Origin of the sequence: Pseudomonas gozinkensis (genome assembly GCF_014863585.1) — a bacterium.
In the GTDB taxonomy this organism is placed as follows: Bacteria; Pseudomonadota; Gammaproteobacteria; order Pseudomonadales; family Pseudomonadaceae; genus Aquipseudomonas; species Aquipseudomonas gozinkensis.
The window spans coordinates 4,986,952-5,010,426 of sequence record NZ_CP062253.1 but is presented as its reverse complement, the minus strand read 5'-3'; the positions used below and the strand labels follow the sequence as shown (position 1 = coordinate 5,010,426).

Below are 23,475 nucleotides of genomic sequence, written 5' to 3'. Positions count from 1 at the left end.
TGTCAGCCCTGGGCAGCAAATACCGTGCCTATCGAATAAGTCCTTTTATTTCAAAGGTTTGTGATTTTTCATGGACAGGCGAAGCGGTCATCCCTTGCCGGTGGGCGGCAGAGGATGACCGTCGTCCGTCAGCGATGGGCGATGTTTTCCAGCGCCAGGTTGCGGGTGCGAGGGCCGAAATAACCGATGGTCAACATCACAATCAGCATGCTGGCGACGATGAACGCCAATACGCCCGGTGTGCCGAAGTGGTCGAGGAACAGACCGATCAACAGGCTGCTGAACACCGTCGACAAGCGACTGAACGAATAACAGAAACCCACCGCCCGGGCGCGGATGTTGGTGGGGAACAGTTCGCTCTGATAGGAGTGGTAACTGAAGCTCAGCCAGGCGTTGCAGAAGGTGATCATCACGCCGCAGAAGATCAGGCCGAAGGCGCTGGTCTGCAACGCGAACAACGTGCCGAAAGTCATGGCACCCAGGGCCGAGCCGACGATCTGCCACTTGTTCTCGAAGCGGTTGGCGAATTTGACGAACAGCAGCGGCCCGAGCGGGTAGGCGAGGGTGATGATGAACGCGTACATCAGGCTGTGAGTGACGCTGACGCCCTGACCGGAAAGCAGCGCCGGCAACCAGTTGCCGAAGCCGAAGAAACCGATGGCCTGGAAGATGTGGAAGACGATCAGCATCAATGCGCGGCGGCGGTACGGTGGCTGCCAGATATCGGCGAAACGGCCCTTGCCTTCGACATCCACGGCCACGGCTTCCGGTGCGTCCAGTGGCTGGCGGTGATCTTTTTCGCAGCGCGCCTCGATGCCATCGAGAATCCGGTTGGCCTCATCGAAACGGCCATGTTGGGCCAGCCAGCGCGGCGACTCCGGCAGGCGTTTGCGCAGCCACCAGATGAACAGCGCAAACACCGCGCTCGCCAGCACCACCCAACGCCAGCCGGACACCCCGAACGGCGCCTGCGGCACCAGCCACCAGGACATCAATGCCACCGCCGGCACTGACAGAAACTGCACAAAAAACGCGAAGGCGAACGCCGAACTGCGCATGCGCTTGGGCACCAGTTCCGAGAGGTAGGCGTCGATGGTCACCAGCTCGATGCCGAGGCCGATGCCCACCAGAAAACGCATGCAGATGATCCCCAGTGCCGAACTCTGCACGCCCATCAGCACTGTGGCCACGGTGTACCAGACCAGCGCGAAGGTGAAGATCGCGCGTCGCCCGAAACGGTCCGCCATCGGGCTGAGCAGGCTGGCGCCGAGAAACAGGCCGAGGAACGTCGCCGAGGCGAACGCGGCCTGATCGGAGAAACCGAACACGCCCTGATTACCGGTGGCGAAGATACCGTCGCGGATCAGGCCGGGGCTGATGTAGGCGGTCTGGAACAGGTCGTACAGTTCGAAGAAACCACCGATCGACAGCAGCGCCACCAGCCGCCAGATCGTGGCGACTGCCGGAAGGCGGTCGATGCGGGCAGAAATCTCGGCGGCGCGTATCGGGTCGATGCCGTCGCGTTGCGCGGCGGGGGCGTGTGCAGTCATGGGCAGATCCATTTTTTATTGATGGAAAAGCTTAGCCTGCTATCGGAAATCAAGGATTGTTTATATCGGCGGTTGGCGCGGCAAAACCGCCGATTTCTTGCAATATCCGCTTACCAATTAACGATTTATGTCGCGGGCTGCGGATCCGGCAGTGCCGAGGCCGGAAGGCCGAACACCTTATCGAACAGCCAGTTGAACGCGAAGGTGTAGCAAGGGATGAACACGATCAGCGCCAGATCCAGCAGAAAGGCCTGCACCAGACTGATGTTCATCCACCACGCGATCAGAGGAATCAGGAACACGATCAGCGTCAGCTGGAAGCCGACGGCGTGGGCGATGCGCCGTTTCACCGTGCGGGTGCGCGACACCTGGCGGCTTTCCCAGCGCTCGAACAGCGAGGTGTAGATGAAGTTCCAGGTCACGGCGATGGTGGTGATGATCACCGCCAGCGGGCCGGTGCTGCCGGGCGAAGTGCCGGACAACAGGGCCAGGCCGAGGGCCGAGAAGGTCATGCCGATCACTTCATAGAGCGACACGTAGACCAGTTTGCGTTTGACGCCTTGCATGGGGAATTGCCTCTTTCTTGCGACTTGTGGCCAGTGGGGCTGGCGAAGGCGACGAAAGATAGCTTCAATAGAGGTGACAGAAAAAGTCAGAAGCTTTCAGTTTTATTGATAGGTGTACGAAGTGAATTTCAACAGCGAAAGCATCGAGCTGTTTCTCGCCGTGATCGAGCGCGGTTCGTTTTCCGCAGCGGCCAGGGCATTGGGCAAAGTCCCGTCGGCGGTGAGCATGGCCATCGGCAATCTGGAGGCGGAACTCGGTTACTCGCTGTTTGATCGCAGTCACCGCGAACCGCAACCCACGGCAATGGCGCTGTCGCTGGTGCCCCATGCGCGGCTGATCGCCGATCAGCTCAAGCAATTGCAGGTGCACGCGGTGCAGTTGTCGCTGGGGCTGGAGAGCAAGTTGTCGATTGGCGTAGCGGCGGACATTGATCGTCGACGGCTGTTGGGGGCCATGAAGGTGATCAGCGAGCGCCATCCGCTGCTCGACATCGAAGTACTGACCGCGCCGCAGGACGACGTGCTGGCGATGCTTCACAGCGATCGAATCAGCGTATGCCTGGCGTTCGCCGGGTTGAGCGTGAACGTGCTGGAACGGTTTCAGTTCGTCGGCAGTGAACGGATGATCGCCACGCTGGCGGCGGACAGTCCGCTGTTGCAGGGGCAGGATCTGTTTCTCGAAGATCTGGTGCATGTGCGGCAGATCGTCGTCGGCAGCCGCGACTTGCCAATCAGCGAAACCCGGCCGCTGGTGGCCGAATCCCACTGGCGCACGGACAACCTGGAGACGGCACTGGAGATGGTCGAGGCAGGGTTGGGCTGGGGTAATTTTCCGCTGTCGGTGGTGCAGCCGTGGCTCAATAGCGGACGGCTGAAACGCCTGAATTTCCGCAACATCGAAAACGGCCTGGTGCTGCCGGTGCACGCGGTGTGGCTCAAGAGCCAGCCGCTACAGAAGGGCGCGCTGGCGTTGGTTGAGCTCCTCGGCCGGGTAAAAGCCGAACCTTGAACTGGGGAGTACCGCAAAATTTGTGGGAGCTGGCTTGCCAGCGATAGCGGTGGATCGGTCCACAATTTATCGACTGACCTGACGCCATCGCTGGCAAGCCAGCTCCCACAGGAGTTTCGGGATTATGTACTTTCGCGAATCTTCAGTTCGAAGCCCATGTCTTCGACCGGCCGCGCCACGCTGTTGCCGGCCATCAGCGTCAGCATCTGCTCTGCCGCTCGCTTGCCGATCGCTTCACGGGGGGTGTTGATGCTGCTCAGGCGCGGCACCATGTGCTCCGACATCGGCAGGTCGTTGAAGCCGAGGATTGCCACTTGCTCGGGGATCCTGATTCCGTTGCGCAGCGCTTCGAGCAGGGCGCCCTGGGCGAGGTCGTCGTTGCCGAAGAAGATCGCATCGACATCCGGATGCGCTGCCAGCAATTGCAGGAACAACTCGCCACCCAGTCCTACGGACGATGAACGCGGGGTCAACACTTCCAGATCCGGGTCGTAGAGGCCGGCCTTCTGCAACGCCTTGCGAAAGCCTTCGCCACGCAGGAGGGTGCGCTGATCGAGTTGCGCGCCAATGTAAGCCAGACGCTTGCGGCCACGGGACAGCAAATGCTCGGCAGCGGTTTCGCCGGCGCTGAGCTGGGAAAAACCGACGCAGTTCACCCCGGCGGCGCTGTCCAGTTCCATCATGTACACGCAGGGAATGTTGCTGGCCTCGATCATCCGCCGCGAGCTTTCGGTGCGGTCGAAGCCGGTCAGCAGCAAGCCGCGTGGCTGATAAGCCATGTAGTTACGCAGCAGGTTTTCTTCTTCATCGCGGGAATAGTGGAAGTTGCCGATCAGCACTTCGAAGCCTTTTGGCGTCAGCACCCGATGAATGGCTTCCAGGGTGTCGATGAACAACAGGTTGGAAAGAGAAGGCACCAGGACCACCACCGAATGGCTCTGGGCCGAGGCCAGGGCGCGGGCGGCGGGGTTGACCACATAGTTGAGTTCCAGCGCGGCTTTCTGGACTTTTTCCACCAGTTCGGTGGCCACCGTGCTGACCCCACGCAGGGCGCGGGAGGCGGTAATCGGGCTGACGCCGGCCAGACGGGCGACTTCATTGAGGGTGGGACGGCCGGTGGTGCGGGTGTTTTTATCGTTTTTAGGGGTGGTCATCGGGCGGCTTGCCAAACAAAAATCAAGGCACTAAGGTAGCGCTGTCCTTATGCAGCTGCAAATGCGTAAGCGAGGTCCTGCCTGATCCTCGCTTTTTGGCGTACCGACAAAACCTGCTGCAACCCAAAAAAACGACAAGAAGGCGTCGGCAACTTCTGCCTGTGCACTAGAGTCATAGCTAGCAAAGGTAGCGCTGTCTGCGCGCTGAGGTGTTACATGAATCATCCCATCACCGCCCTGGTCATCATGGGCGTTGCCGGTTGCGGCAAGACGTGCGTCAGCGAGGCCCTGTGCCAATTGAGCGGCGCCACTGCCATTGAAGGCGATACTTTCCATCCGGCCGCGAACATCGAAAAGATGAGCGCGGGGATCCCCCTGAACGACGAAGACCGTGCCGGCTGGCTCGACAGCCTGTGCGACGAACTGCGTCGCGTCGATGCCCTGGGCGAACGCCCGGTGCTGACCTGCTCGGCCCTCAAGCACATTTATCGCGAACGTCTGCGCAGCGCCTTGCCGGGCCTGGGCTTCGTGTTCCTCGAATTGACGCCGGAAGTGGCGGCCGAACGTGTGTCCCACCGTCCGGGCCACTTCATGCCGGCCACCTTGATCGAAAGCCAGTTCGCCACCCTCGAATCGCCCAAGGGCGAGCCGTTGACCCTGGCCCTGAATGCTTCGATCCACAGCGTTGAAGAACTGGCGTCGCAAGCCCACGTCTGGTGGCAGGCCCATGGCCTGAAACAGGCGGTATGAGTGTGATTGCGAAGATAGCGCTGTCCTTTCGACTTCTGATTAACCCGCTTTAATAACAACAACAAACCAGGAGACACCCCCAATGTTTGGCATGTCCCATGACGCCTACCTGCTGCTTGATGCAGTAGTCACGGTGATCGGACTCATCGTCCTGATCACCAAATTCAAGATTCACCCCTTCATTGCCCTGACCATCGCCGCCGCGTTCCTCGGCCTGACGTCCGGCATGCCGATCGGCACCATCATCAAGGCGTTCCAGGACGGCTTCGGTGGCGTGCTCGGTTTCGTCGGCATCATCCTCGCGCTGGGTACGATGCTCGGCAAGATGATGGCGGAGTCCGGCGGTGCCGATCAGATCGCCCAGACCCTGATCCGCGCCTTCGGCAAGGACAAGGTGCAGTGGGCGATGATGTTCGCCGCGTTCCTGGTGGGCATTCCGCTGTTCTTCGAAATCGGCTTCGTGCTGCTGATTCCGCTGGTGTTCATCGTGGCTCGCCGTACCGGCGTGTCGATCATCAAGATCGGTATCCCGCTGCTCGCCGGCCTGTCCGCCGTGCATGGTCTGGTTCCGCCGCACCCGGGCCCGCTGCTGGCCATCGGCGTGTTCGGTGCCGACATCGGCAAGACCATTCTCTACGGTCTGATCGTTGCGCTGCCGACCGCCATCATCGCCGGCCCGATCTTCGGTACGTTCATCGCCAAGCACATTCCCGGTACGCCGAATCAGGAACTGGTGGATCAACTGGCCCGTGAGTCGGACTCGCAGGATCTGCCAAGCTTCGGCATCACCCTGGTCACCGTGCTGCTGCCGGTGTTCCTGATGCTGCTGAAAACCTTCGCTGACGTGGCGCTGCCGGACGGTCATTTCTTCCGCACCTGGATGGACATGATCGGTCACCCGATTTCGGCGCTGCTGCTGGCATTGCTGCTGTCGCTGTACACCTTCGGCTACAAGCAGGGCATCGGTTCTCAGCAGATGCTCAAATGGCTCGACGCGAGCCTGGCGCCGACTGCCGCGATCATTCTGATCATCGGTGCCGGCGGTGGCTTCAAGCAGATGCTGGTGACCAGCGGCGTGGGTGACGTGATCGGCCACATGGCGGTCAGCGCGCAGATCTCGCCGATCCTGCTGGCGTGGCTGGTGGCGGCGGTGATCCGCATCGCGACCGGTTCGGCCACCGTGGCGACCATCACGGGCGCGGGCATCGTGGTGCCGGTGGTCGGGATGATCCCGGGCGTGAACCGTGAGTTGCTGGTGCTGGCCACCGGTGCCGGCTCGCTGATCCTGTCCCACGTCAACGACGCCGGTTTCTGGCTGGTGAAGCAGTACTTCAACATGACCGTGGCCGAGACCTTCAAGACCTGGACGGCGATGGAAACCATCCTGTCGGTGGTGGGTTTGGGCTTTATTCTGTTGTTGTCGCTGTTCGTTTAACCTCGAACGCAAGGCACAAAAAAACCGCAGCGATGCGGTTTTTTTGTGGGTGATGACTTTTCACGGAATCCACAAATCTTTGTGGGCGCGAGCTTGCTCGCGATAGCGGTGGTCCAGTCGACATCTTTGTTGCAGTGACGGCCTCATCGCGAGCAAGTTCGCTCCCACAGGTTTTGCGTCAACCGCTTGTTTTCGGTGCCAAGCCATCCGCCCGGAACATCCCGCGAATCCCGCGTACTGCCTGGCGAATCCGGTCCTGGTTTTCGATCAGCGCGAAGCGCACATGATCGTCGCCGTACTCACCGAAGCCAACACCCGGCGAGACACAAACCTTGGCTTCGGCCAGCAGTTTCTTGGCGAACTCCAGCGAACCGAGGTGCGCATAGGCGTCGGGAATCTTCGCCCAGACGTACATCGAAGCTTTCGGGTTCTCGACCATCCAGCCCAGTTCATGCAGGCCTTTGACCAGCACATTGCGGCGCTGGCGATACTGTTCGGCGATGTCACGCACGCACTGCTGATCGCCTTCCAGCGCAGCAATCGCGGCCACCTGCAGCGGGGTGAACGTGCCGTAGTCGTGGTAGCTCTTGATCCGCGCCAGGGCGTTGACCAGCTCCGGGTTGCCGACCATGAAACCAATGCGCCAGCCCGCCATGTTGTAGCTCTTGGACAGGGTGAAAAACTCCACCGCGATGTCCTTGGCGCCCGGCACCTGCATGATCGAAGGGGCTTTCCAGCCGTCGTAGACGATGTCGGCGTAGGCCAGGTCGTGCACCACCAGTACGTCGTACTGTTTGGCGAGGGCGATCACCCGTTCGAAGAAATCCAGCTCCACGCACTGCGCGGTCGGGTTGGACGGGAAGCCGAGGATCATCATCTTCGGTTTCGGGATCGAGCCGCGAATCGCCCGTTCCAGCTCGGCGAAGAAGTCCACGCCCGGCACCAGCGGCACCGACCGCACCTGGGCGCCGGCAATCACGGCACCGTAAATGTGAATCGGGTAGCTCGGGTTCGGCACCAGCACGGTGTCGCCCTGATCCAGGGTCGCCAGCATCAGGTGCGCCAGGCCTTCCTTGGAACCGATGGTGACGATGGCTTCGCTTTCCGGGTCGATCTCGACCTCGTAGCGTTCCTTGTACCAGTTGGAAATCGCCCGACGCAGGCGCGGAATGCCCTTGGACGTCGAGTAACCGTGGGTGTCTTCGCGTTGTGCAACCTGCACCAGTTTTTCAACGATGTGCGGCGGCGTGGCGCCGTCGGGGTTGCCCATGCTCAAGTCGATGATGTCTTCGCCACGACGTCGGGCGGCCATCTTCAGCTCGGCAGTGATGTTGAAAACGTAAGGGGGGAGTCGATCTATGCGCGCAAAGCGGCGCGGCGAACCTTGTTCAGCCATTGTTGCCTCGGATAACGTAAGCGCCCGGAACCGTCCGAGCGACGCTGGTCACTGCGGTGACCTGTGGCGGAAGATAAGGGCAGCGATGGCAGACTGTCCAGCGTGCACGACAACAATTTTTTCCCAAGGAAAACGGTTAATGGAATTCACCAGCGGCTTCTTGCTGAGCCTTTCGCTGTGCCTGGACATCGGCGTGGCCAACATCGCGATGATCACCCTGGCCATGCAGCGCGGCTATTTTCAGGGCTTCGCATTAGGCCTCGGCACCTGCGTCGGCGACCTGATTTACGCGGTGCTGGCGCTGGCCGGGATGACCGTGCTGCTGCAATACGAAACCGTGCGCTGGGTGCTGTGGATCGGTGGTTCGGCGCTGTTGATCTACTTCGCGGCGAAGATGATCTATTCGGCGATCCACCACGAAGCGCAGTTGGCGGCGACGGCCGAAGTGGGCCAGAACTCCCATCGCAAGGAATTCTTCCGTGGGATTTTTCTCGCTATGTCGTCGCCGAGCGCCATCCTCTGGTTCGCAGCAGTGGGCGGCACGTTGATTGCCCGCTCCGGTGGCGGCGGTCCTTTGAGCTCGGCGCTGTTCCTCGGCGGCTTCCTGTGCGCCGGGCTGTTGTGGTCGGCGGGCCTGTGCTTCGCCGCGAGCCATGGCGGCAAGTTGCTGGGCGACAAGCTACTGCGCTATTCCTACCTGGCATCTGCAGCGATCTTCTGCTATTTCGCGGTCTACGTGATCGTATCCGGTTATAACGAGTTCGTCGGTTCGGGCGCCGCCGAGGCCCTGCACACGCTGTAAATGTGCGAATCGGGTTTGGCTTCTATACTCCCAGCCGAACCCACTTTTTTCGTTCCAAGGAGTCGAGTCATGGATGAGCAAAAACGCGTCGAAGTGGCGGAACCTCGCTTCGAACATGGACACTTCCTGCTGATTGCAGGTTTTCGCGATCGTTTCACCAAAGAGACCGTTCAGGACATCCCTGCGCTGTGGGAAAAACTGATCCCGCACATCGGAAATATTCCGGGGCAGAAGGGCGAAGTGACCTACGGCGTTTGCAGCAATTTCGACGGCAACGGTGGTTTTGATTACATGGCCGGGGTCGAGATCCGCAAGCTGGACGACTTCCCGCAGGAAAAGTATCCGTGGATCGAAATCCTGCCGCGTCAGTACGCGGTGTTCGAACACAAGGGTTCGCTGGATCAGCTGCCGCAGACCATCGAGTACATCTACAACACCTGGCTGCCGGCATCCGAATACAAAGGGCTCAACGCCCCGGAGCTGGAACGCTACAGCGCCGATTTCAACCCGAAAACCAATACCGGCAAGCTGGAAATCTGCGTCCCGGTCGAAAAGAAAACCTGATGAACGACCGGCAGCGCGAACCCGCTTCGCGCTGCCGGTTGAGTCTTACTTGCCCTTGATCCGTCGTGCCCGCAACAGGTCGATACCCAGGGTGATGAAGCCGAAAAAGCTGATGCCCAACACCATCAACAAACCGATTTCCACGCTGCTCATAAACGGTTCCCTCCTCGGGTGATAAGAGTCAGGCGTCAGAAATAGACCGTCCCGAATCCGAAGAAAAGCGCTTATACGCAGGCTTTACGCCGCCCGCGAGGATCGATATGAACACCTTATTCCTTTATCCTTGGCGGCCTTGTTTCCTCTGATTTCGAGCTGCCATGAACACCGTCATCCGCCACGTCACCGCCGCCGACCTGGACCGTTGCTACGCCATCGAAACCCTCGCCTATGAAGGCGACGAAGCCGCGACCCGCGAGAAGATCGCCACGCGCATCGCTACCTGGCCGGACGGTTTTATCGTTGCCGAGGTGGACGGGCAGGTGGCCGGCTTCATCAACTCCGGTGCGGCGTTTGACGTGCAAATGTCGGACGAGGCGTTCAAGGAACTGATCGGTCACGACCCGGCGGGGCCGAACGTGGTGATCATGTCGGTGGTGGTGCACCCGGACTATCAAGGCCTGGGTCTGGCCAAGCGGTTGCTGGGCGAATTCATCGAACGCATGCGCGAGCAGGGCAAGGCGACGATTCACCTGATGTGCAAGGAACGGCACATCCCGCTGTACGCCGGATTCGGTTTTGCCTACATCAAACCGTCCGAGTCCGACCACGGCGGGATGGCGTGGCACGAGATGATCCTGACCCTCTGAAAAACAGCCCCGGACCTGATCGTTCCCACGCTCTGCGTGGGAATGCATACCGGGACGCTCCGCGTTCCTGCCGCACCACTGATGCAACGCCTGGCACCGCCATGACGCAGAGCGTCATAGTCTGCATTCCCACGCAGAGCGTGGGAACGATCGGTGGGCGGTGTCAGTAGAGGGTGTCACGCACTCTGGTCGGGGCCTCTCGGTCATAGGCCTCGGCATCGAACTGCCCATCATTCAGACGCTTGTGAAACGCACCCGCCGTCGGCAGCGCCGAGCGCGGCAAGTGGGTTTCAGGGTTCCACGCATCCGAACGCACGAATGCCTTGGAGCAATGAAAGAACGCCGCCTCCACCGTCACCAGCAACACCGTGCGCGCCGGTTTGCCGTTCACCGCGAAGCTTTCCAGTAACTCCGGATCAGCGCTGATGGTCGCCGTGCCGTTGACCCGCAACGTCTCGCCGATCCCCGGAATGATGAACAGCAGCGACACCCTTGGATCGTGCAGCACGTTGCGCAAGGTATCGATGCGGTTGTTGCCCGGGCGATCCGGCAACGCCAGAGTGCGCTCGTCAATGATCCGCACAAACCCCGGCGCATCGCCACGAGGGGAACCGTCGATGCCATCGGCACCCACCGAGCTGACAATCACCAGCGGCGAGACCCGGACCATCGCCTGATAGTCCGCGTTGAGAAAACCGATCTGCTTGCGCACCGCCCGCTCGTGGGGCAAACCGTAAATAGCTTCCAGTGCTTCGATTGAATCGATCATCCTTGCTCCCTCGACGATCAGAAGAACAGGCCCATGCGCCGCTCGTAACCGATGCGCCCCTTGTACGCTTCGCCGCTGTCGACGAAGCCGTACTTGGCGTACAGCGCAATCGCGGCGTCGTTGTCGGCGTCCACCGACAGTTCCAGCCCTTTGATTTCCGGCCAGGCCTTGCGCGCAACGTCCGGCAACGCCAGCAGGCAGGCTCTGCCGTAACCCTTGCCCTGAGCGCGGTGATCGACCTGCAACGCATGCAGGGTGGCGCTGTGCTCATCGGCCCATTCCGGCAACACCGGTGGGCGCTTGAGCAGCAGGAATGCCACTGGCGCGTCTTCGGCCAGCAGGGCAAAACCTTTCACACCGGGGCCGGGTTTCGACAGCAGCGTGTGCAGGGCCCCGTGGATGTCGCCGGAGAACTTGATCTGCTCGGCGTGGATTTCAATCGCTTCGACTTGCTGACGCTGCAAGGCGTTAAGGCTCTCGTACGGTACGAGTTTGGCTGACACGGGAATTTCCTTTTTCCTACAAAGATGAGCCTCGGATTCTAGCGATTTTGTCTTCTCCGGAATTTTTTTGTTTCAACTGTCGATCCGGCAAATTGCCGAACGACTAAGGGTGTCTTCACAACAAAAACCACGGAGAACACCATGAGCGCACAAAACGATATCCAGACTCTGATCAACACCTACCGCGAAGCCGTCATGACCAAGGACGTCGAAAAAGTCATGACCCTGTACGCCGACGACATCCTCTCGTTCGATGCGATCAAGGCCCTGCAATTCAAGGGCAAGGAGGCCTACCGCGCGCACTGGGTGGATTGCATGGAAATGTGCCCCGGCCCGCACATCTTCGAATTCCACGAAATCGCCATCGAGACAGGGGACAACATCGCCTTCGCCCACTGGGTCGCCAATTGCGGCGGCACCAACGAAAAGGGCGAAACCCAGAGTTGCTGGATGCGCGCCACCGCGTGCTATCGGCTTGTCGGCGGGGCGTGGAAAATTGCCCACGAACACTGGTCGGCGCCGTTCGATCCGATGACTGGCTCGACGCTGTTCGATGCGAAACCCTGATCTTCAGCCATAGTTGATCCGTCCGATTCAGGAGAACGCCATGAAGTATTTATGCCTGGTCTACAGCGATGAGCGCCTGCTGCATTCGTCCCCCGACAGCCCGGAAGATGCCGAGTGCCGGGCCTACGCCGAGTCGATCCAGGGCAGCGGCCGGATGGTCGCGGCCGAAGCGCTGGAATCGGTGCAGACCGCCACCACGGTGCGCATGCGCAACGGCAAGTTGTCGATCACCGACGGCCCGTTCGCCGAGACCAAGGAGCAGTTGGCCGGTTTCTACCTGATCGACGCGCGGGACCTCAACGAAGCGATCCAGGTCGCCGGGAACATTCCGGCGGCCCGGGTCGGCAGCGTCGAAGTACGTCCCGTGCGCCAGTTGAATGTCTGAGGTCAGGGCCCGGGTCGAGCAGGTCTATCGCGAAGACTCGCGGCGGATCCTCGCGACCCTGATCCGCCTGCTCGGCGATTTCGACCTCGCCGAAGAAGCCTTGCACGAGGCGTTCTTCGTCGCGGTCGAACGCTGGCAGCGCGATGGCGTGCCGGACAATCCGCGAACCTGGCTGGTGTCCACCGGGCGCTTCAAGGCGATTGATGTGTTGCGTCGACGCGCACGGTTCAAGGCCTCGCAGCCGTTATTGCTGGCACAACTGGAAGAACTGGAACAGTACGAATGGGACGCCGAAGACGTGGAAGACGATCGCCTGCGCCTGATCTTCACCTGCTGCCACCCGGCGCTGGCGGCGGACGCGCAAGTGCCGCTGACCCTGCGTGAAGTCTGCGACCTCACCACCGAGGAAATCGCCCGCGCATTTCTTTCGGCCCCGGCGGCGATTGCCCAGCGCATCGTGCGGGCCAAGGCGAAGATCCGCGACGCGAAAATCCCTTATCAGGTGCCGGCGCTCAGCGAATTGCCCGAGCGCCTCGACAGCGTGTTGCGGGTGATTTATCTGGTGTTCAACGAGGGGTATTCGGCGTCCGGCGGCGCACAGGTGACCCGCGAAGATCTCACCCGAGAGGCGATCCGTCTTGGGCGGTTGCTGCTGGAATTGTTGCCGGACGCGGAAGTCATGGGGTTGCTGGCGTTGATGTTGCTGCATGAATCGCGGCGCTCGGCGCGGTCGACGCCAAGCGGTGAACTGATTCTGCTGGATGATCAGGATCGCGGATTGTGGAATGCCGACCTGATTGCCGAAGGCTGCGAACTAGTGGAGCGGGCGCTGACCACGGGACGCTTCGGGCCGTACTGCCTGCAGGCTGCGATTGCGGCGGTGCATGCTGAAGCGCCCACGGCAGGGGAGACGGACTGGGAACAGATCGTCGGGCTGTATGAAGTTTTGCTGCGAGCGGTGCCGTCGCCGGTGATCGAGCTGAACCGGGCGGTGGCGGTGGCCAAGCGTGACGGGGCGCTGGCGGGGTTGACCTTGATCGAAGGGATTCTGGGCCGTGGGGAATTGCAGGATTACCACCTGGCGCATTCGGCGCGGGCGGAGTTTTGTCGGCAGTTGGGGCGCGTTGAGCAGGCGCGGGTGGCTTATTCTCGGGCGCTGGAATTGACGCGGCAGGAGCCGGAGCGACGGTTTATTGAAGGGCGGCTTAAAGCATTGGACTGATCCGAAAGGATCGTTGGCAATATTGGCCTCTTCGCGGGCAAGCCCGCTCCCACAATTGGAATGCGATCAAATGTGGGAGCGGGCTTGCCCGCGAAGGGGCCATTAAGGTCTGTAACAATGGATCAGGCCTGCTGGCGCGTAGCAGCCATCACAATCTCCCGAATACAAACCCCCTGCGGCTGCTCATACGCATAGGCAATCGCCGTCGCCACATCTTCAGCACTCAACACCGTCCCACCCATGTCCTGCTTCCAGGCCTGATACCCGGTCTTGATCGCCTCATCCGTGGTGTGGCTCAGCAATTCGGTTTCCACCGCACCCGGCGCAATCGTGGTCACCCGCACGTTATGCGGCGACAACTCTTCACGCAGGTTCTCCGACAGCCCATGCACCGCAAACTTGGTGCCGACATACGCCACATGGTTCGGGAAGGTCTTGCGCCCGGCCACCGAGCTGACGTTGATGATCGTGCCGTGCTTGCGCTCGATCATCCCGGCCACCACCGCGTGCACGCCGTTGAGCAATCCCTTCACGTTGACGTCGAGCATCTGGTCCCACTGCGCCGGGTCCTGTTTGCTCATCTCGCCCAGCAGCATCACCCCGGCGTTGTTGATCAGCGCATCGGCCGGGCCGAATTGTGCTTCCGCCTCGGCCACAGCGGCCAGCAATGTAGCGCGGTCGGTGATATCGACGCGGCGGCTGAGGGTGTTTGGCAGGGCCAGTGCTTCAAGGCGTTCGATGCGCCGGGCCAGCAACAGCAGCGGATGGCCGGCAGCGCTCAGGCGGCGGGCGGTGGCTTCGCCGATGCCCGAGCTGGCGCCGGTGATGATGACCAATGGCTTGCTCATGGTTGAACTCCTGAGATAAGAAAAACAAATGACCAGATTCGTGACGCAGTATATTTAGCCCGCTGGAGGCTGAAAAATGCCTTATTCCTCTGTCTGCTATCGGAATCTCCTATGGATATCCGCCATCTCAAGGCCTTCCTCGCGGTGTTCGAGGAACGCAACATCACCGCTGCCGCGCAACGGCTGTTCATCAGCCAGCCCACGTTGTCGGTGACCATCAAACAGCTGGAAGAAGAACTCGGCGCAACGCTGTTCCTGCGTCAGCCCCGTGGTGTGGAAGTCAGCGCCGAAGCGCGGCTCCTGTACCCGCAGGCGCGCCGGATGGTGGCCGAATCCGAGGCGCTGAGCCGGATGTTTCGCGGTCGCGAAAACCGCGCGCCGCTGACTCTCGGCATCGAAGGCGACATCGCCGCCAGCCACATCGAAGCTTTTGTGCGCATGGCCCGTCAGGCGTTGCCCAATCTGCTGTTGACCCTGGAAGAAGGCTGTCACGGCGATGGTCGGTTGGCGGTCGAGGAAATGTGCTGCGAAGACGAACTGTTCCTGCCGCTGTGGGAAGAGTCCTATGTGATGGCGCTGCCTCTCGATCATCCGATGGCCAACTCGCAGGCCGGCTGGGCGCCGATCGAGGACTGGATCACCTGCCCGCAACATCCGTCCCATCAACGCTTGATGGCGCTGTACGGACGCTCGCCGGAAGCGGTGGCGGGGCATGCCGGTTCATTGCAACAGGCGTTGCACATGGTCGCGGCAGGTGTCGGCGTGGCGATGTTGCCGCAGTCGCTGGTGAGCGGGCATGAGCGCATCGTCGTGCGCGCGCTGCACCTGCCGGCGCCGACCCGGCGGGTAGGATTGTGTTACGCGGCGCAGGCGTTGGAGCTGCCGACGATGCGCGGGTTGCACGCCTATTTTCAGGTGAACCGCCCGGCTGATATCGCTGCTGCCTGATCCGCCGCCATCGCCAGCAGGCTGGCTCCCACAGGTGATTTGTGAGCGATACAAATCCAGTGTGGGAGCTGGCTTGCCAGCGATTGAGGGCGCCGCTATTCCAGCATCTTGCTGAGCAACCAGCTCCCCGCCGGCCCCGGCGGGTACAGCCGCGACCACAGCGCATCGACGAACACCGGTTTCGGCCAGCCGCGCACCTTCAGCTCAACCAGCAGATCATTGCCAAAACGTTCCACCAGCCATCGCGGCAGCGGCGCCCAGCCGAAGCCTTTTTCGGCCATCTCCAGCAGCATCAGATAACTCGGCGCCGACCACACCCGGCCTTTGCCGCGACTGTCATAGGGATTGACGATGGTTGCCAAGCGTAGCTCGCGATGTTGTTCAAGGGCCGTTTGATCGATGGATTCCTGCGTCGCCAATGGATGTCCACGACCGACGAACAAAGCGATTTCCGTCCGCTCGGCGACGGTCGCGGTCGCCAGATCTGGTGGATAACTGTCCTGCATCTCGGCGAATGCCAGATGCGCCCGACCGCGCTGCACCAGTTCGATCAGGTCATCGCACTCGGCGATCAGGCATTCCAGTTCCAGATCCGGATATCGCTGCTCGAAGCCCACCAGTGCCGCTTCGAAGCGGTCGGACTGATAAGTGTCGGAAATCGCCACCGTGAGTTTCGGCTCAACACCTTGGGCCAATTGCCGGGCAGTCATTTCCAGTCGGCTGGTGGCCGACAGAATCGCCTCTGCCCGTTGCAGCATCACGTGCCCGGCCGGAGTCAACGTCGGTTTGCGGCTGCTGCGGTCGAACAGGATCAGGTCCAGATCGATCTCAAGACTGGCCACCGCCGCACTCACCGTCGACTGACTGCGCCCGAGTTTGCGCGCCGCTGCCGAAAAAGAGCCTTGAGTCGCCGCCTGGACAAATGCCAGCAACACTTCCTGAGAAGCCATGAACTATCGCCTTGATCGATGGTTATTGGTTATGAAGTATCGGTGTCGTGCTGGATCATGGCAACCATCTTCACAGAGGAACTCGGCCATGACTGCCAACAAATCCATCACTGAACGTATCTTCCAGGCCATCGGTTTCGAACTGCTGGCGATCCTGATCTGTACCCCGTTGCTGGCGTGGATCATGGGCAAACCGCTGGTCGAAATGGGCGCCGTCACTATCGCCATCGCGATGCTGGCCCTGGGCTGGAACGTGGTGTTCAACGGCTTCTTCGACCGCCTGCTCAAGCGCTGGAACATCGCCCACAACGCCTGGGTGCGGGTGGCGCACGCGCTGCTGTTCGAGGGCGGGTTGATCGTGATGGGCGTGCCGCTGATTGCCTGGTGGCTGTCGGTCAGCCTGTGGCAGGCGTTCCTGCTCGACATCGGCGTGCTGCTGTTCTTCCTGCCGTACACCTACGTCTACCACTGGGGTTATGACGTAGTGCGCGAGCGGCTGGTGATGCGCAGCGCTTGCCAGAGTTGAAACAAAAAATCGCCGCCTGTGAGGGCTGCGATTTTTTTGTCCGGGATTTTGCCGGGTTTAGAGAAACATCCCGCCCGACGCTTCAATCCGCTGACCGTTGATCCATTGCGCCCCCGGCGACAGCAACAGTGCCAGCGCACCACCGATGTCATCCGGCTGCCCGGCACGGCCCAGCGCGGTGTTGCTGGCTACCATTGCGTTCAGCGCCGAATTGTCGCGCACCGCGCCGCCGCCGAAGTCGGTTTCGATGGCGCCCGGTGCCAGGATATTCACCGCGATCTGCCGCGCGCCCAGCTCCTTGGCCTGATAACGGGTCAGCACTTCCATCGCGCCTTTCATCGCCGCGTAGGCGGCATAACCCGGCAGAGTGAAGCGGGCCAGACCGCTGGAGATGTTGATGATCCGCCCGCCATCGTTGATCAGCGGCAGCAGTTGCTGAGTCAGGAAAAACGGCCCTTTCAACTGCACATTCATCAGCAGGTCGAACTGCTCCGGCGTGGTGTCGGCGAACGATGCATGAACACCGATCCCGGCGTTGTTGATCAGGAAATCGAAGCGCGGACGCTCCAGCTGTTGCAGCGCCTGCTCGACCCGCACGGCGAACTCGGCAAAGCCTTCGCTGCGGCCGACATCCAGTTGCAGCATCACGGCATTGGCGCCGAGGTTTTTCAATTCTGCGACCAACGACTGCGCTTCATCTGCGCGGCTGTTGTAGGTGCCGATGATGTCCACACCTTGGCCGGCGAGGTGCAGGGCGGCGTTCTTGCCGAGGCCACGGCTGGCACCGGTGATCAATGCGATTTTGCGGTTCATGGGATTTCCTCGAGAGCAGTGACGGTTGATGCAGCAAAGTTTATTTATCCGCCATGAGGTGATAAACAGACTTAAACCGGAATCACTGGTCGGATTGTCCGAACAATCAATGGGTGGCCCATGAACAAACTGGAACTGCTGCGCACCTTTGTCCGGGTCAGCGAATTGTCGAGTTTCACGATGGCGGGGGAGAGTCTGGGGCTGCCGCGTTCAACGGTGTCCGAGCAGGTGCAGGCGCTGGAAAGCCTGCTCGGCACACGTCTGCTGCAACGCACCACGCGCAAGGTCCAGGCGACTCAGGACGGCCTCGCGTTGTACGAGCGGAGCAAGGATCTGCTGTCGCACATGGACGAAATCGAGAACCTGTTCCGCCAGGACGAAGCGTCGCTGACCGGGCGGATCCGGGTCGATATGCCGAACATTCTGTCGCGGCGGCTGATCATGCCGAAGTTGCCGGAATTCATGGCCCGGCATCCGAACCTTGAGCTGGAAATCAGCAGCACCGATCGCCGGGTTGACCTGCTCGCCGAAGGTTTCGATTGCGTGGTGCGCATCGGCGCGCAGCCGGATCAATCCGTGGTGGCGCGGCATCTGGGGGATTTCAGCATGATCAACTGTGCCAGCCCTGCGTATCTGGAGCGCTACGGCGTGCCGCAGGCTCTGGAAGACCTGGCGCAGCATCGGCTGGTGCACTACGTCGGTGTGCTGGGTTCGCGTTCGGAAGGGTTTGTCTACGAGCAGGACGGGCAGGTCCACCGCGTGCCAATGGCCGGCAGCGTGACGGTCAACAGCACCGATGCCTACGAGTCGGCGTGCCTGGGTGGATTCGGTCTGATCCAGGTGCCGCGTACCGGGATGAATACCTATCTGGACAGTGGCGAGATCGTCACCGTGCTGCCGCAATACACCGCGCCGGCGATGGGCATTTCACTGTTGTACGCGAGGCAGCGGCATCTGCCGTTGCGGGTGCGGGTGTTCATGGACTGGCTGGGGGATTTGATTCGTTCGACGCTTTAACAGCTCTGCACAGATCAAATGTGGGAGCAGGCTCGCTCCCACAAGGTTGATCAATGTCGATCAGAAAATCTGGGTAAACAGCCAGTAAAGACTGCCCGACAGCAGAATCGCCGCCGGCAAGGTCAGCACCCACGCCATCAGCAGATTGCGGATGGTCTTCATCTGCAAGCCGCCACCGTTGGCGACCATGGTCCCGGCCACGCCAGAGGACAGCACATGAGTAGTCGATACCGGCAAGCCGAACATGTCGGCGGCGCCGATGGTCAGCATCGCCACGGTTTCAGCCGAAGCGCCCTGGGCGTAGGTCAGGTGGGTTTTGCCGATTTTCTCGCCGACCGTGACCACGATCCGCTTCCAACCGACCATGGTGCCCAGCCCCAAGGCAATCGCCACGGCGATCTTCACCCACAGCGGAATGAACCGGGTGGCGTTGTCGATCTGTTGCTTGAACAGTTGCAGCTTGCCGCTGGTGTCGGCGTCGAAGGTGCCGACCTTGTTCTTGTCCATCAGGCGAATGGTTTCGCTGGCCAGGTACATGTCGTTACGCACGTTGCCCATGGCCTCGGCCGGGACTTTCGCCAGCGAACCGTACCCTTTGACTTCTTCACCGATGTGCCCGGTCAGGGCGGCGAGGGCCGGGATCAGTTGCGGCGTGGCTTCCTTGCTGCGCACGTAGTCGGAGAGCACTGCGCGTGGATCGGCCGGTGCCGGCAGTGGCGCACTTTTCACCAGTGCTTGCTGGGTCACTTGGGCGACGGCGGCGAATTGCAGCGACTGTTCTTCCGGCATGGTGCGGTTCAGTGCGTAGGCCATCGGCAGGGTGCCGACCAGAATCAGCATGATCAGGCCCATGCCTTTCTGGCCGTCGTTGGAGCCGTGGGCAAAGGACACGCCGGTACAGGTCAGGATCAGCAGACCGCGAATCCACCATGGCGGCGGCGTATTGCCTTCCGGCGCCTTGTACAGCGCGCGATTCTTCACGAACGCACGCAGCGCCAGCAGCAACAGCGCAGCGCAACCGAAACCCACCAGCGGCGACAGCAGCAGCGCGTAACCGATCTTGGTCGCCTGGGCCCAGTCCACACCGCTGGTGCCGTCGCGGCCATGCATCAAGGCATTGGCCACGCCGACGCCGATGATCGAACCGATCAGCGTGTGCGACGACGAGGCCGGCAGGCCCAGCCACCAGGTGCCGAGGTTCCACAGGATCGCTGCGATCAACAGGGCGAAAATCATTGCGAAACCGGCGGACGAGCCGACTTGCAGAATCAGCTCCACCGGCAGCAGCGCAATGATGCCGAACGCCACCGCGCCGCTCGACAGCAGCACCCCGAGGAAGTTGAAGAAACCCGACCACACCACGGCCACATTCGGCGGCAGCGAGTGGGTGTAGATCACCGTGGCGACGGCGTTGGCGGTGTCGTGGAAACCGTTGACGAACTCGAAACCCAGTGCGATCAACAACGCCACGCCGAGCAGCAGGAACGGGGTCCAGGTGGTGACCACCGTGCCGAGTTCGTGCATGTCGTGCATCAGGCTGTAGGCGGTGAACAGCATCCCCATGGCCAGCACGGCGAAGAACACCACGTAAGTGAAGGGGCCGGTTTTCTTGTCGAGCGCCGGTCTGCCGCTGGAGGCAGGGGTCGGGCTGGCGGTCAGGGAGGGAGTAGCCATGGGAGGACAATCCTGAGCGGGGGAAGGAGTGTCGCCCATGATCGTTGCTAAATATTACAGAGAGGCTGCGACAGATCAGTGTTCGGTCTATTAGCCGATCCACTGATCCGAATTCAGCCAGTAACACTGTGGGAGCGAGCTTGCTCGCGATTGCGGTGTGTCAGCAAAGGAGATGTCATCCGGGTGTCCGCATTCGCGAGCAAGCTCGCTCCCACAGGAGATCGGCTCTTAGTAATCCCGCCGCTTGCGAAACGCCCAGCGCCCGGCAATCACGGTGAACGTCGCCACCAGCGCCACCAGAATCCAGAACCCTTCCGGATCGGTAGATAGCGGCACACCGCCGACGTTCATGCCGAAGAAACCGGCAATGATGTTGATCGGCAACGCCAGCACCGTGACCACGGTCAGGGTGAACAGCGTGCGGTTGCTCTGTTCGTTGAGGTTGGCGGCGATCTCTTCCTGCAACAGCTTGATCCGCTCGCCCAGGGCGGTGAGGTCGTTGATGATCAGCGCGAACTCCTCGGTGGACTTGCGCAGCTCCTTCACGTCTTCCTTCTGCAACCACGGTGGCGGCCGGTTGAGCAGGCGCAGCAGCGAGCCCGGTTCCAGCGCCAGCAGCCGTTGCAGGCGCACCAGCACCCGCCGGTTGGCACCGAGTTCGGCGCGGTTGGTCGACAGTCGCGAGGACAGCAATTCGTCTTCGACCTGATCGACGCTCATGCTGGTCTTGCGCACGATCTGGGTCAGCACTTCGCCCTGATCGCGCAGCAGATGCACCAGCAGTTCCAGCGGCGAACGAAAACACTCGCCGGACTTCACCGACGACCGCAGCTTGTCCACCGAGTGCAACGGTTGCAGGCGCGCACTGACGATCAGTTTGCTGCGCACGCAGACCCACAGCGTCGACACGTCCGACGACACCATGCTGCTGAGGTTGAACACCACGTCGTTGACCACCGCCAGCAACGCCGAATCGACATGCTCGATGCGGGTCGAGCGCGAACCTTCGTGCAGTGCTTCGAAAAACTCTTCGGGCAATTGCAGATGACTTTTCATCCAGCGCTCGCACGCGGCATGGGCCAGGTTCAGGTGCAGCCAGAGAAATTCATCGCCCTCGCTGTCGTCTTGCAGGCAGCGCAGGGCGGTTGCCGAATCCACCTCGCGCCCGCGTTCACCGGGGCGAAACCGAAAGCCGTAAAGCAGGCCGAACAGGTCAGGATCACGATGGCTGATATCGAGGCTGTGGTTCATGAAGGCTCGCTGCGAGGAGGCGTCTGTCGCGGGATTTGCAGATTCACCTGAGCCGCATCATCGCAATGTCACATGACGTTTGTGTGACAGCAAAATGACGTCAAATCAATGCGTTACCGGCGGTCGGATTTTTCTCAAGAAGGGCTCTGGCACGCCGATCACGCATGAGTTAGGTTGCGCGCCTTCGGCCAAGAGCCAAGGTCCGCCGACACGGATGTCCGGCCAAAAAATCACGTCTTACCGGACGTGCCTCATCCCTGTCCCGAGTACCTGCGATGCTGCAAAAATCCCTGAGAGCGCAAATTCTCGCCCTGCTGAGCGGCAGCCTGCTGGCGATGCTGTTGATCGCGCTGGCCTGCTTTCACTTCCTGTCCAACGGCGTGCAGAGTTACAGCCAGTTGATCGCCGGCCCCTTGCACACCTCGCAACTGATCGACGAAGCCAACCTGCAATTCAAGGTGCAGGTCCAGGAGTGGAAAAACGTCCTGCTGCGCGGCAAGCAACCGGCGGATCTGGCCAAGTACTGGGGCCAGTTCGAAGACCGTCAGCGCGATGTGCAGGGCATCCTCGGGGAGCTGGCCAACCAGAAAGGCCTCGAGCCTGCGCTGAAAACCCGCATTGAGCGTCTGCGCGAAGAACATCGTCTGCTCGGCGCTGCGTACCAGAAGGGCCGCGATGCCTACGTCGCTGCCGGTGCCGATCCGACTGCGGGCGACGCCGCCGTCAAAGGCGTCGACCGTGCCGCCAGCGACCAGATGAGTGAGCTGGTAGCCGAGTTGCGCAAGCAGGGCACCGAGCAATCGGCGCAGATCAGCGCCAGTGCCGATCGCACCGTGTGGCTGGGGCTGCTGGTGATGCTCGCGTCGGGCTTGCTGATCGGTTTGCTGAGCCTGTGGCTGGTCAACCGCAACCTGGTTGAGCCGATCCGCAAACTCATCGACTACGTCACCCACTTGAGCAAGGGCCGGCTGGTCGAGCGCGTGGCCAGTGACCGTCAGGACGAGCTGGGTAACCTCGCCGCCGCCGCCAACACCCTGCGCGATTTCCTCGCCGAAACCTTCAACCATCTGCAACGCAGCGCCAAGGATCTGGACAGCGCCAGCGGCGAGTTGAACGCCATCGCCACGCTGATGGCCGGCGGCACCAACGAGCAGTTCAACCGCACCGATCAGGTGGCCACGGCGATGAACGAAATGTCCGCCACCGCCCAGGAAGTCGCCCGTCATGCGGCCGACGCGGCGCGTGCTGCCGACGATGCCGACCAGTCCGCGCAACAGGGCGAGAAGGTCATGCAGAGCACCATCCACAGCATCACCCAGATGCGCGGCGAAATCGCCAACACCGCCACGGTGATCCGTCGTCTTGAAGCCGACAGCGGCCGGATCGGCAAGGTACTGGAAGTGATTCGCGGGATCGCCGAACAGACCAACCTGCTGGCGCTCAACGCCGCCATCGAAGCGGCCCGCGCCGGTGAAGCCGGGCGCGGTTTTGCGGTGGTGGCCGACGAAGTGCGCAACCTCGCGCAGCGTACGGCGGAGTCGATTATCGAAATCAATCAGATCATCCACAGCGTGCAGACCGGCGCGGTGGATGCGGCCCAGGCCATCGACAGCGGCCAGACCCGCAGCGATGAAAGCGTCGAGCAAGTGACCCAGGCCGGCGCCATGCTCGAGCGCATCACCCATGCAGTGGAAGCGATCCGCGACATGAACCGTCAGATCGCTACCGCCGCCGAGGAACAGACCTCGGTCGCCGAAGACATCTCGCGCAACCTGACCGAGATCACCTCGATCGCCAGCACCAACCTCGACAACGTGCAGCGCACCGAAAGCGCCAGCCAGAACCTGCACGGCCTGTCTGGCCAACTGAACGATGTCACCGCTCGCCTGAGTGTCTGACCGGTCAGTGAGTGTGTACCGGTTCGGATACCGAGTCGGTACACAGTCGATCTCAATTCGTGCAGACCGCCG

24 protein-coding genes are annotated in these 23,475 nt (G+C 61.3%); 13 read left to right on the top strand and 11 right to left on the bottom strand.

What is annotated here, in order from left to right; translation table 11 throughout:
• Positions 1-128 precede the first annotated feature (128 nt).
• Together IHQ43_RS22275 and IHQ43_RS22270 are read right to left on the bottom strand one after the other, a co-directional pair.
• Entirely contained in the window at positions 129-1,550 is a 1,422-nt protein-coding gene (locus tag IHQ43_RS22275) for an MFS transporter (protein WP_007951130.1), read from the bottom strand.
• 125 nt (positions 1,551-1,675) lie between these two features.
• Entirely contained in the window at positions 1,676-2,116 is a 441-nt protein-coding gene (locus IHQ43_RS22270; RefSeq protein WP_064598890.1) for a PACE efflux transporter, read from the bottom strand.
• Between the two features lie 121 nt (positions 2,117-2,237).
• Here IHQ43_RS22270 and IHQ43_RS22265 point away from each other — a divergent pair, with 121 nt between their 5' ends.
• Entirely contained in the window at positions 2,238-3,125 is an 888-nt protein-coding gene (locus IHQ43_RS22265) for a LysR family transcriptional regulator (protein ID WP_192562129.1), read from the top strand.
• Positions 3,126-3,247: 122 nt separating this feature from the next.
• On the opposite strand, the gene gntR is transcribed toward IHQ43_RS22265, so the two are convergent.
• Entirely contained in the window at positions 3,248-4,279 is a 1,032-nt protein-coding gene (gntR, locus tag IHQ43_RS22260) for an HTH-type transcriptional regulator GntR (protein WP_192562128.1), read from the bottom strand.
• A gap of 216 nt (positions 4,280-4,495) precedes the next feature.
• Here gntR and IHQ43_RS22255 point away from each other — a divergent pair, with 216 nt between their 5' ends.
• Together IHQ43_RS22255 and IHQ43_RS22250 are read left to right on the top strand one after the other, a co-directional pair.
• Positions 4,496-5,029: a gluconokinase gene (locus tag IHQ43_RS22255; RefSeq protein WP_007951121.1), complete on the top strand. Its 534-nt coding sequence runs from the start codon at positions 4,496-4,498 to the stop codon at positions 5,027-5,029.
• Between the two features lie 82 nt (positions 5,030-5,111).
• Positions 5,112-6,464 carry a GntP family permease gene (locus IHQ43_RS22250; protein WP_085745164.1) on the top strand — a complete coding sequence of 451 codons (1,353 nt, stop codon included), beginning with the start codon at positions 5,112-5,114 and terminating at the stop codon, positions 6,462-6,464.
• Positions 6,465-6,642: 178 nt separating this feature from the next.
• Here the strand turns inward: IHQ43_RS22250 and alaC are convergent, their stop codons facing one another.
• Positions 6,643-7,860, bottom strand: coding sequence for an alanine transaminase (alaC, locus tag IHQ43_RS22245; RefSeq protein ID WP_192562127.1), 1,218 nt, complete (start codon positions 7,858-7,860; stop codon positions 6,643-6,645).
• Positions 7,861-7,999: 139 nt separating this feature from the next.
• On the opposite strand from alaC, the gene IHQ43_RS22240 reads away from it, so the two are divergent.
• From IHQ43_RS22240 to IHQ43_RS22230, 3 genes are all read left to right on the top strand, one after another.
• Entirely contained in the window at positions 8,000-8,662 is a 663-nt protein-coding gene (locus IHQ43_RS22240) for a LysE family translocator (RefSeq protein ID WP_192562126.1), read from the top strand.
• Positions 8,663-8,731: 69 nt separating this feature from the next.
• Entirely contained in the window at positions 8,732-9,226 is a 495-nt protein-coding gene (locus tag IHQ43_RS22235; protein ID WP_192562125.1) for a GyrI-like domain-containing protein, read from the top strand.
• 317 nt (positions 9,227-9,543) lie between these two features.
• A complete protein-coding gene (locus tag IHQ43_RS22230; RefSeq protein ID WP_007951113.1) occupies positions 9,544-10,032 on the top strand; it encodes a GNAT family N-acetyltransferase in 489 nt (162 codons plus the stop codon).
• Between the two features lie 163 nt (positions 10,033-10,195).
• Here the strand turns inward: IHQ43_RS22230 and IHQ43_RS22225 are convergent, their stop codons facing one another.
• Entirely contained in the window at positions 10,196-10,801 is a 606-nt protein-coding gene (locus IHQ43_RS22225; protein WP_192562124.1) for a pyridoxamine 5'-phosphate oxidase family protein, read from the bottom strand.
• Between the two features lie 17 nt (positions 10,802-10,818).
• Positions 10,819-11,304, bottom strand: a complete 486-nt coding sequence (locus IHQ43_RS22220; RefSeq protein WP_192562123.1) for a GNAT family N-acetyltransferase — start codon at positions 11,302-11,304, stop codon at positions 10,819-10,821.
• A gap of 141 nt (positions 11,305-11,445) precedes the next feature.
• Between IHQ43_RS22220 and IHQ43_RS22215 the strand changes: the two genes are divergently transcribed.
• Genes IHQ43_RS22215 through IHQ43_RS22205 form a run of 3 tightly spaced genes read left to right on the top strand, consistent with a single transcriptional unit; the run spans position 11,446 to position 13,478 of the window.
• Complete coding sequence (locus IHQ43_RS22215) at positions 11,446-11,871, top strand: YybH family protein (protein ID WP_192562122.1); 426 nt, start codon at positions 11,446-11,448, stop codon at positions 11,869-11,871.
• Between the two features lie 40 nt (positions 11,872-11,911).
• The gene (locus tag IHQ43_RS22210; protein ID WP_192562121.1) at positions 11,912-12,256 is read left to right on the top strand and encodes a YciI family protein; all 345 of its coding nucleotides are present in this window, start codon (positions 11,912-11,914) and stop codon (positions 12,254-12,256) included.
• Positions 12,249-13,478, top strand: a complete 1,230-nt coding sequence (locus IHQ43_RS22205) for an RNA polymerase sigma factor (protein WP_192562120.1) — start codon at positions 12,249-12,251, stop codon at positions 13,476-13,478. The genes IHQ43_RS22210 and IHQ43_RS22205 overlap by 8 nt, the downstream gene beginning before the upstream one ends.
• Positions 13,479-13,600: 122 nt before the next feature.
• Here the strand turns inward: IHQ43_RS22205 and IHQ43_RS22200 are convergent, their stop codons facing one another.
• Entirely contained in the window at positions 13,601-14,326 is a 726-nt protein-coding gene (locus IHQ43_RS22200) for an SDR family oxidoreductase (RefSeq protein ID WP_192562119.1), read from the bottom strand.
• A gap of 111 nt (positions 14,327-14,437) precedes the next feature.
• On the opposite strand from IHQ43_RS22200, the gene IHQ43_RS22195 reads away from it, so the two are divergent.
• Positions 14,438-15,274, top strand: coding sequence for a LysR family transcriptional regulator (locus IHQ43_RS22195; RefSeq protein ID WP_192562118.1), 837 nt, complete (start codon positions 14,438-14,440; stop codon positions 15,272-15,274).
• Between the two features lie 95 nt (positions 15,275-15,369).
• Here IHQ43_RS22195 and IHQ43_RS22190 read toward each other — a convergent pair whose 3' ends face one another.
• A complete protein-coding gene (locus IHQ43_RS22190) occupies positions 15,370-16,224 on the bottom strand; it encodes a LysR family transcriptional regulator (RefSeq protein ID WP_192562117.1) in 855 nt (284 codons plus the stop codon).
• 88 nt (positions 16,225-16,312) lie between these two features.
• Between IHQ43_RS22190 and IHQ43_RS22185 the strand changes: the two genes are divergently transcribed.
• Complete coding sequence (locus IHQ43_RS22185; protein WP_192562116.1) at positions 16,313-16,750, top strand: multidrug/biocide efflux PACE transporter; 438 nt, start codon at positions 16,313-16,315, stop codon at positions 16,748-16,750.
• A gap of 57 nt (positions 16,751-16,807) precedes the next feature.
• Here IHQ43_RS22185 and IHQ43_RS22180 read toward each other — a convergent pair whose 3' ends face one another.
• On the bottom strand, positions 16,808-17,563 hold the full coding sequence (locus IHQ43_RS22180) for an SDR family NAD(P)-dependent oxidoreductase (protein ID WP_192562115.1): 756 nt from the start codon (positions 17,561-17,563) through the stop codon (positions 16,808-16,810).
• A gap of 120 nt (positions 17,564-17,683) precedes the next feature.
• Here IHQ43_RS22180 and IHQ43_RS22175 point away from each other — a divergent pair, with 120 nt between their 5' ends.
• Complete coding sequence (locus tag IHQ43_RS22175; RefSeq protein WP_192562114.1) at positions 17,684-18,580, top strand: LysR family transcriptional regulator; 897 nt, start codon at positions 17,684-17,686, stop codon at positions 18,578-18,580.
• Positions 18,581-18,640: 60 nt separating this feature from the next.
• Here IHQ43_RS22175 and IHQ43_RS22170 read toward each other — a convergent pair whose 3' ends face one another.
• On the bottom strand, positions 18,641-20,254 hold the full coding sequence (locus IHQ43_RS22170; protein ID WP_192562113.1) for an inorganic phosphate transporter: 1,614 nt from the start codon (positions 20,252-20,254) through the stop codon (positions 18,641-18,643).
• Between the two features lie 228 nt (positions 20,255-20,482).
• Positions 20,483-21,505 carry a transporter gene (locus IHQ43_RS22165; RefSeq protein WP_192562112.1) on the bottom strand — a complete coding sequence of 341 codons (1,023 nt, stop codon included), beginning with the start codon at positions 21,503-21,505 and terminating at the stop codon, positions 20,483-20,485.
• A gap of 275 nt (positions 21,506-21,780) precedes the next feature.
• Between IHQ43_RS22165 and IHQ43_RS22160 the strand changes: the two genes are divergently transcribed.
• On the top strand, positions 21,781-23,403 hold the full coding sequence (locus IHQ43_RS22160; protein ID WP_192562111.1) for a methyl-accepting chemotaxis protein: 1,623 nt from the start codon (positions 21,781-21,783) through the stop codon (positions 23,401-23,403).
• The last annotated feature ends 72 nt before the right edge of the window (positions 23,404-23,475 follow it).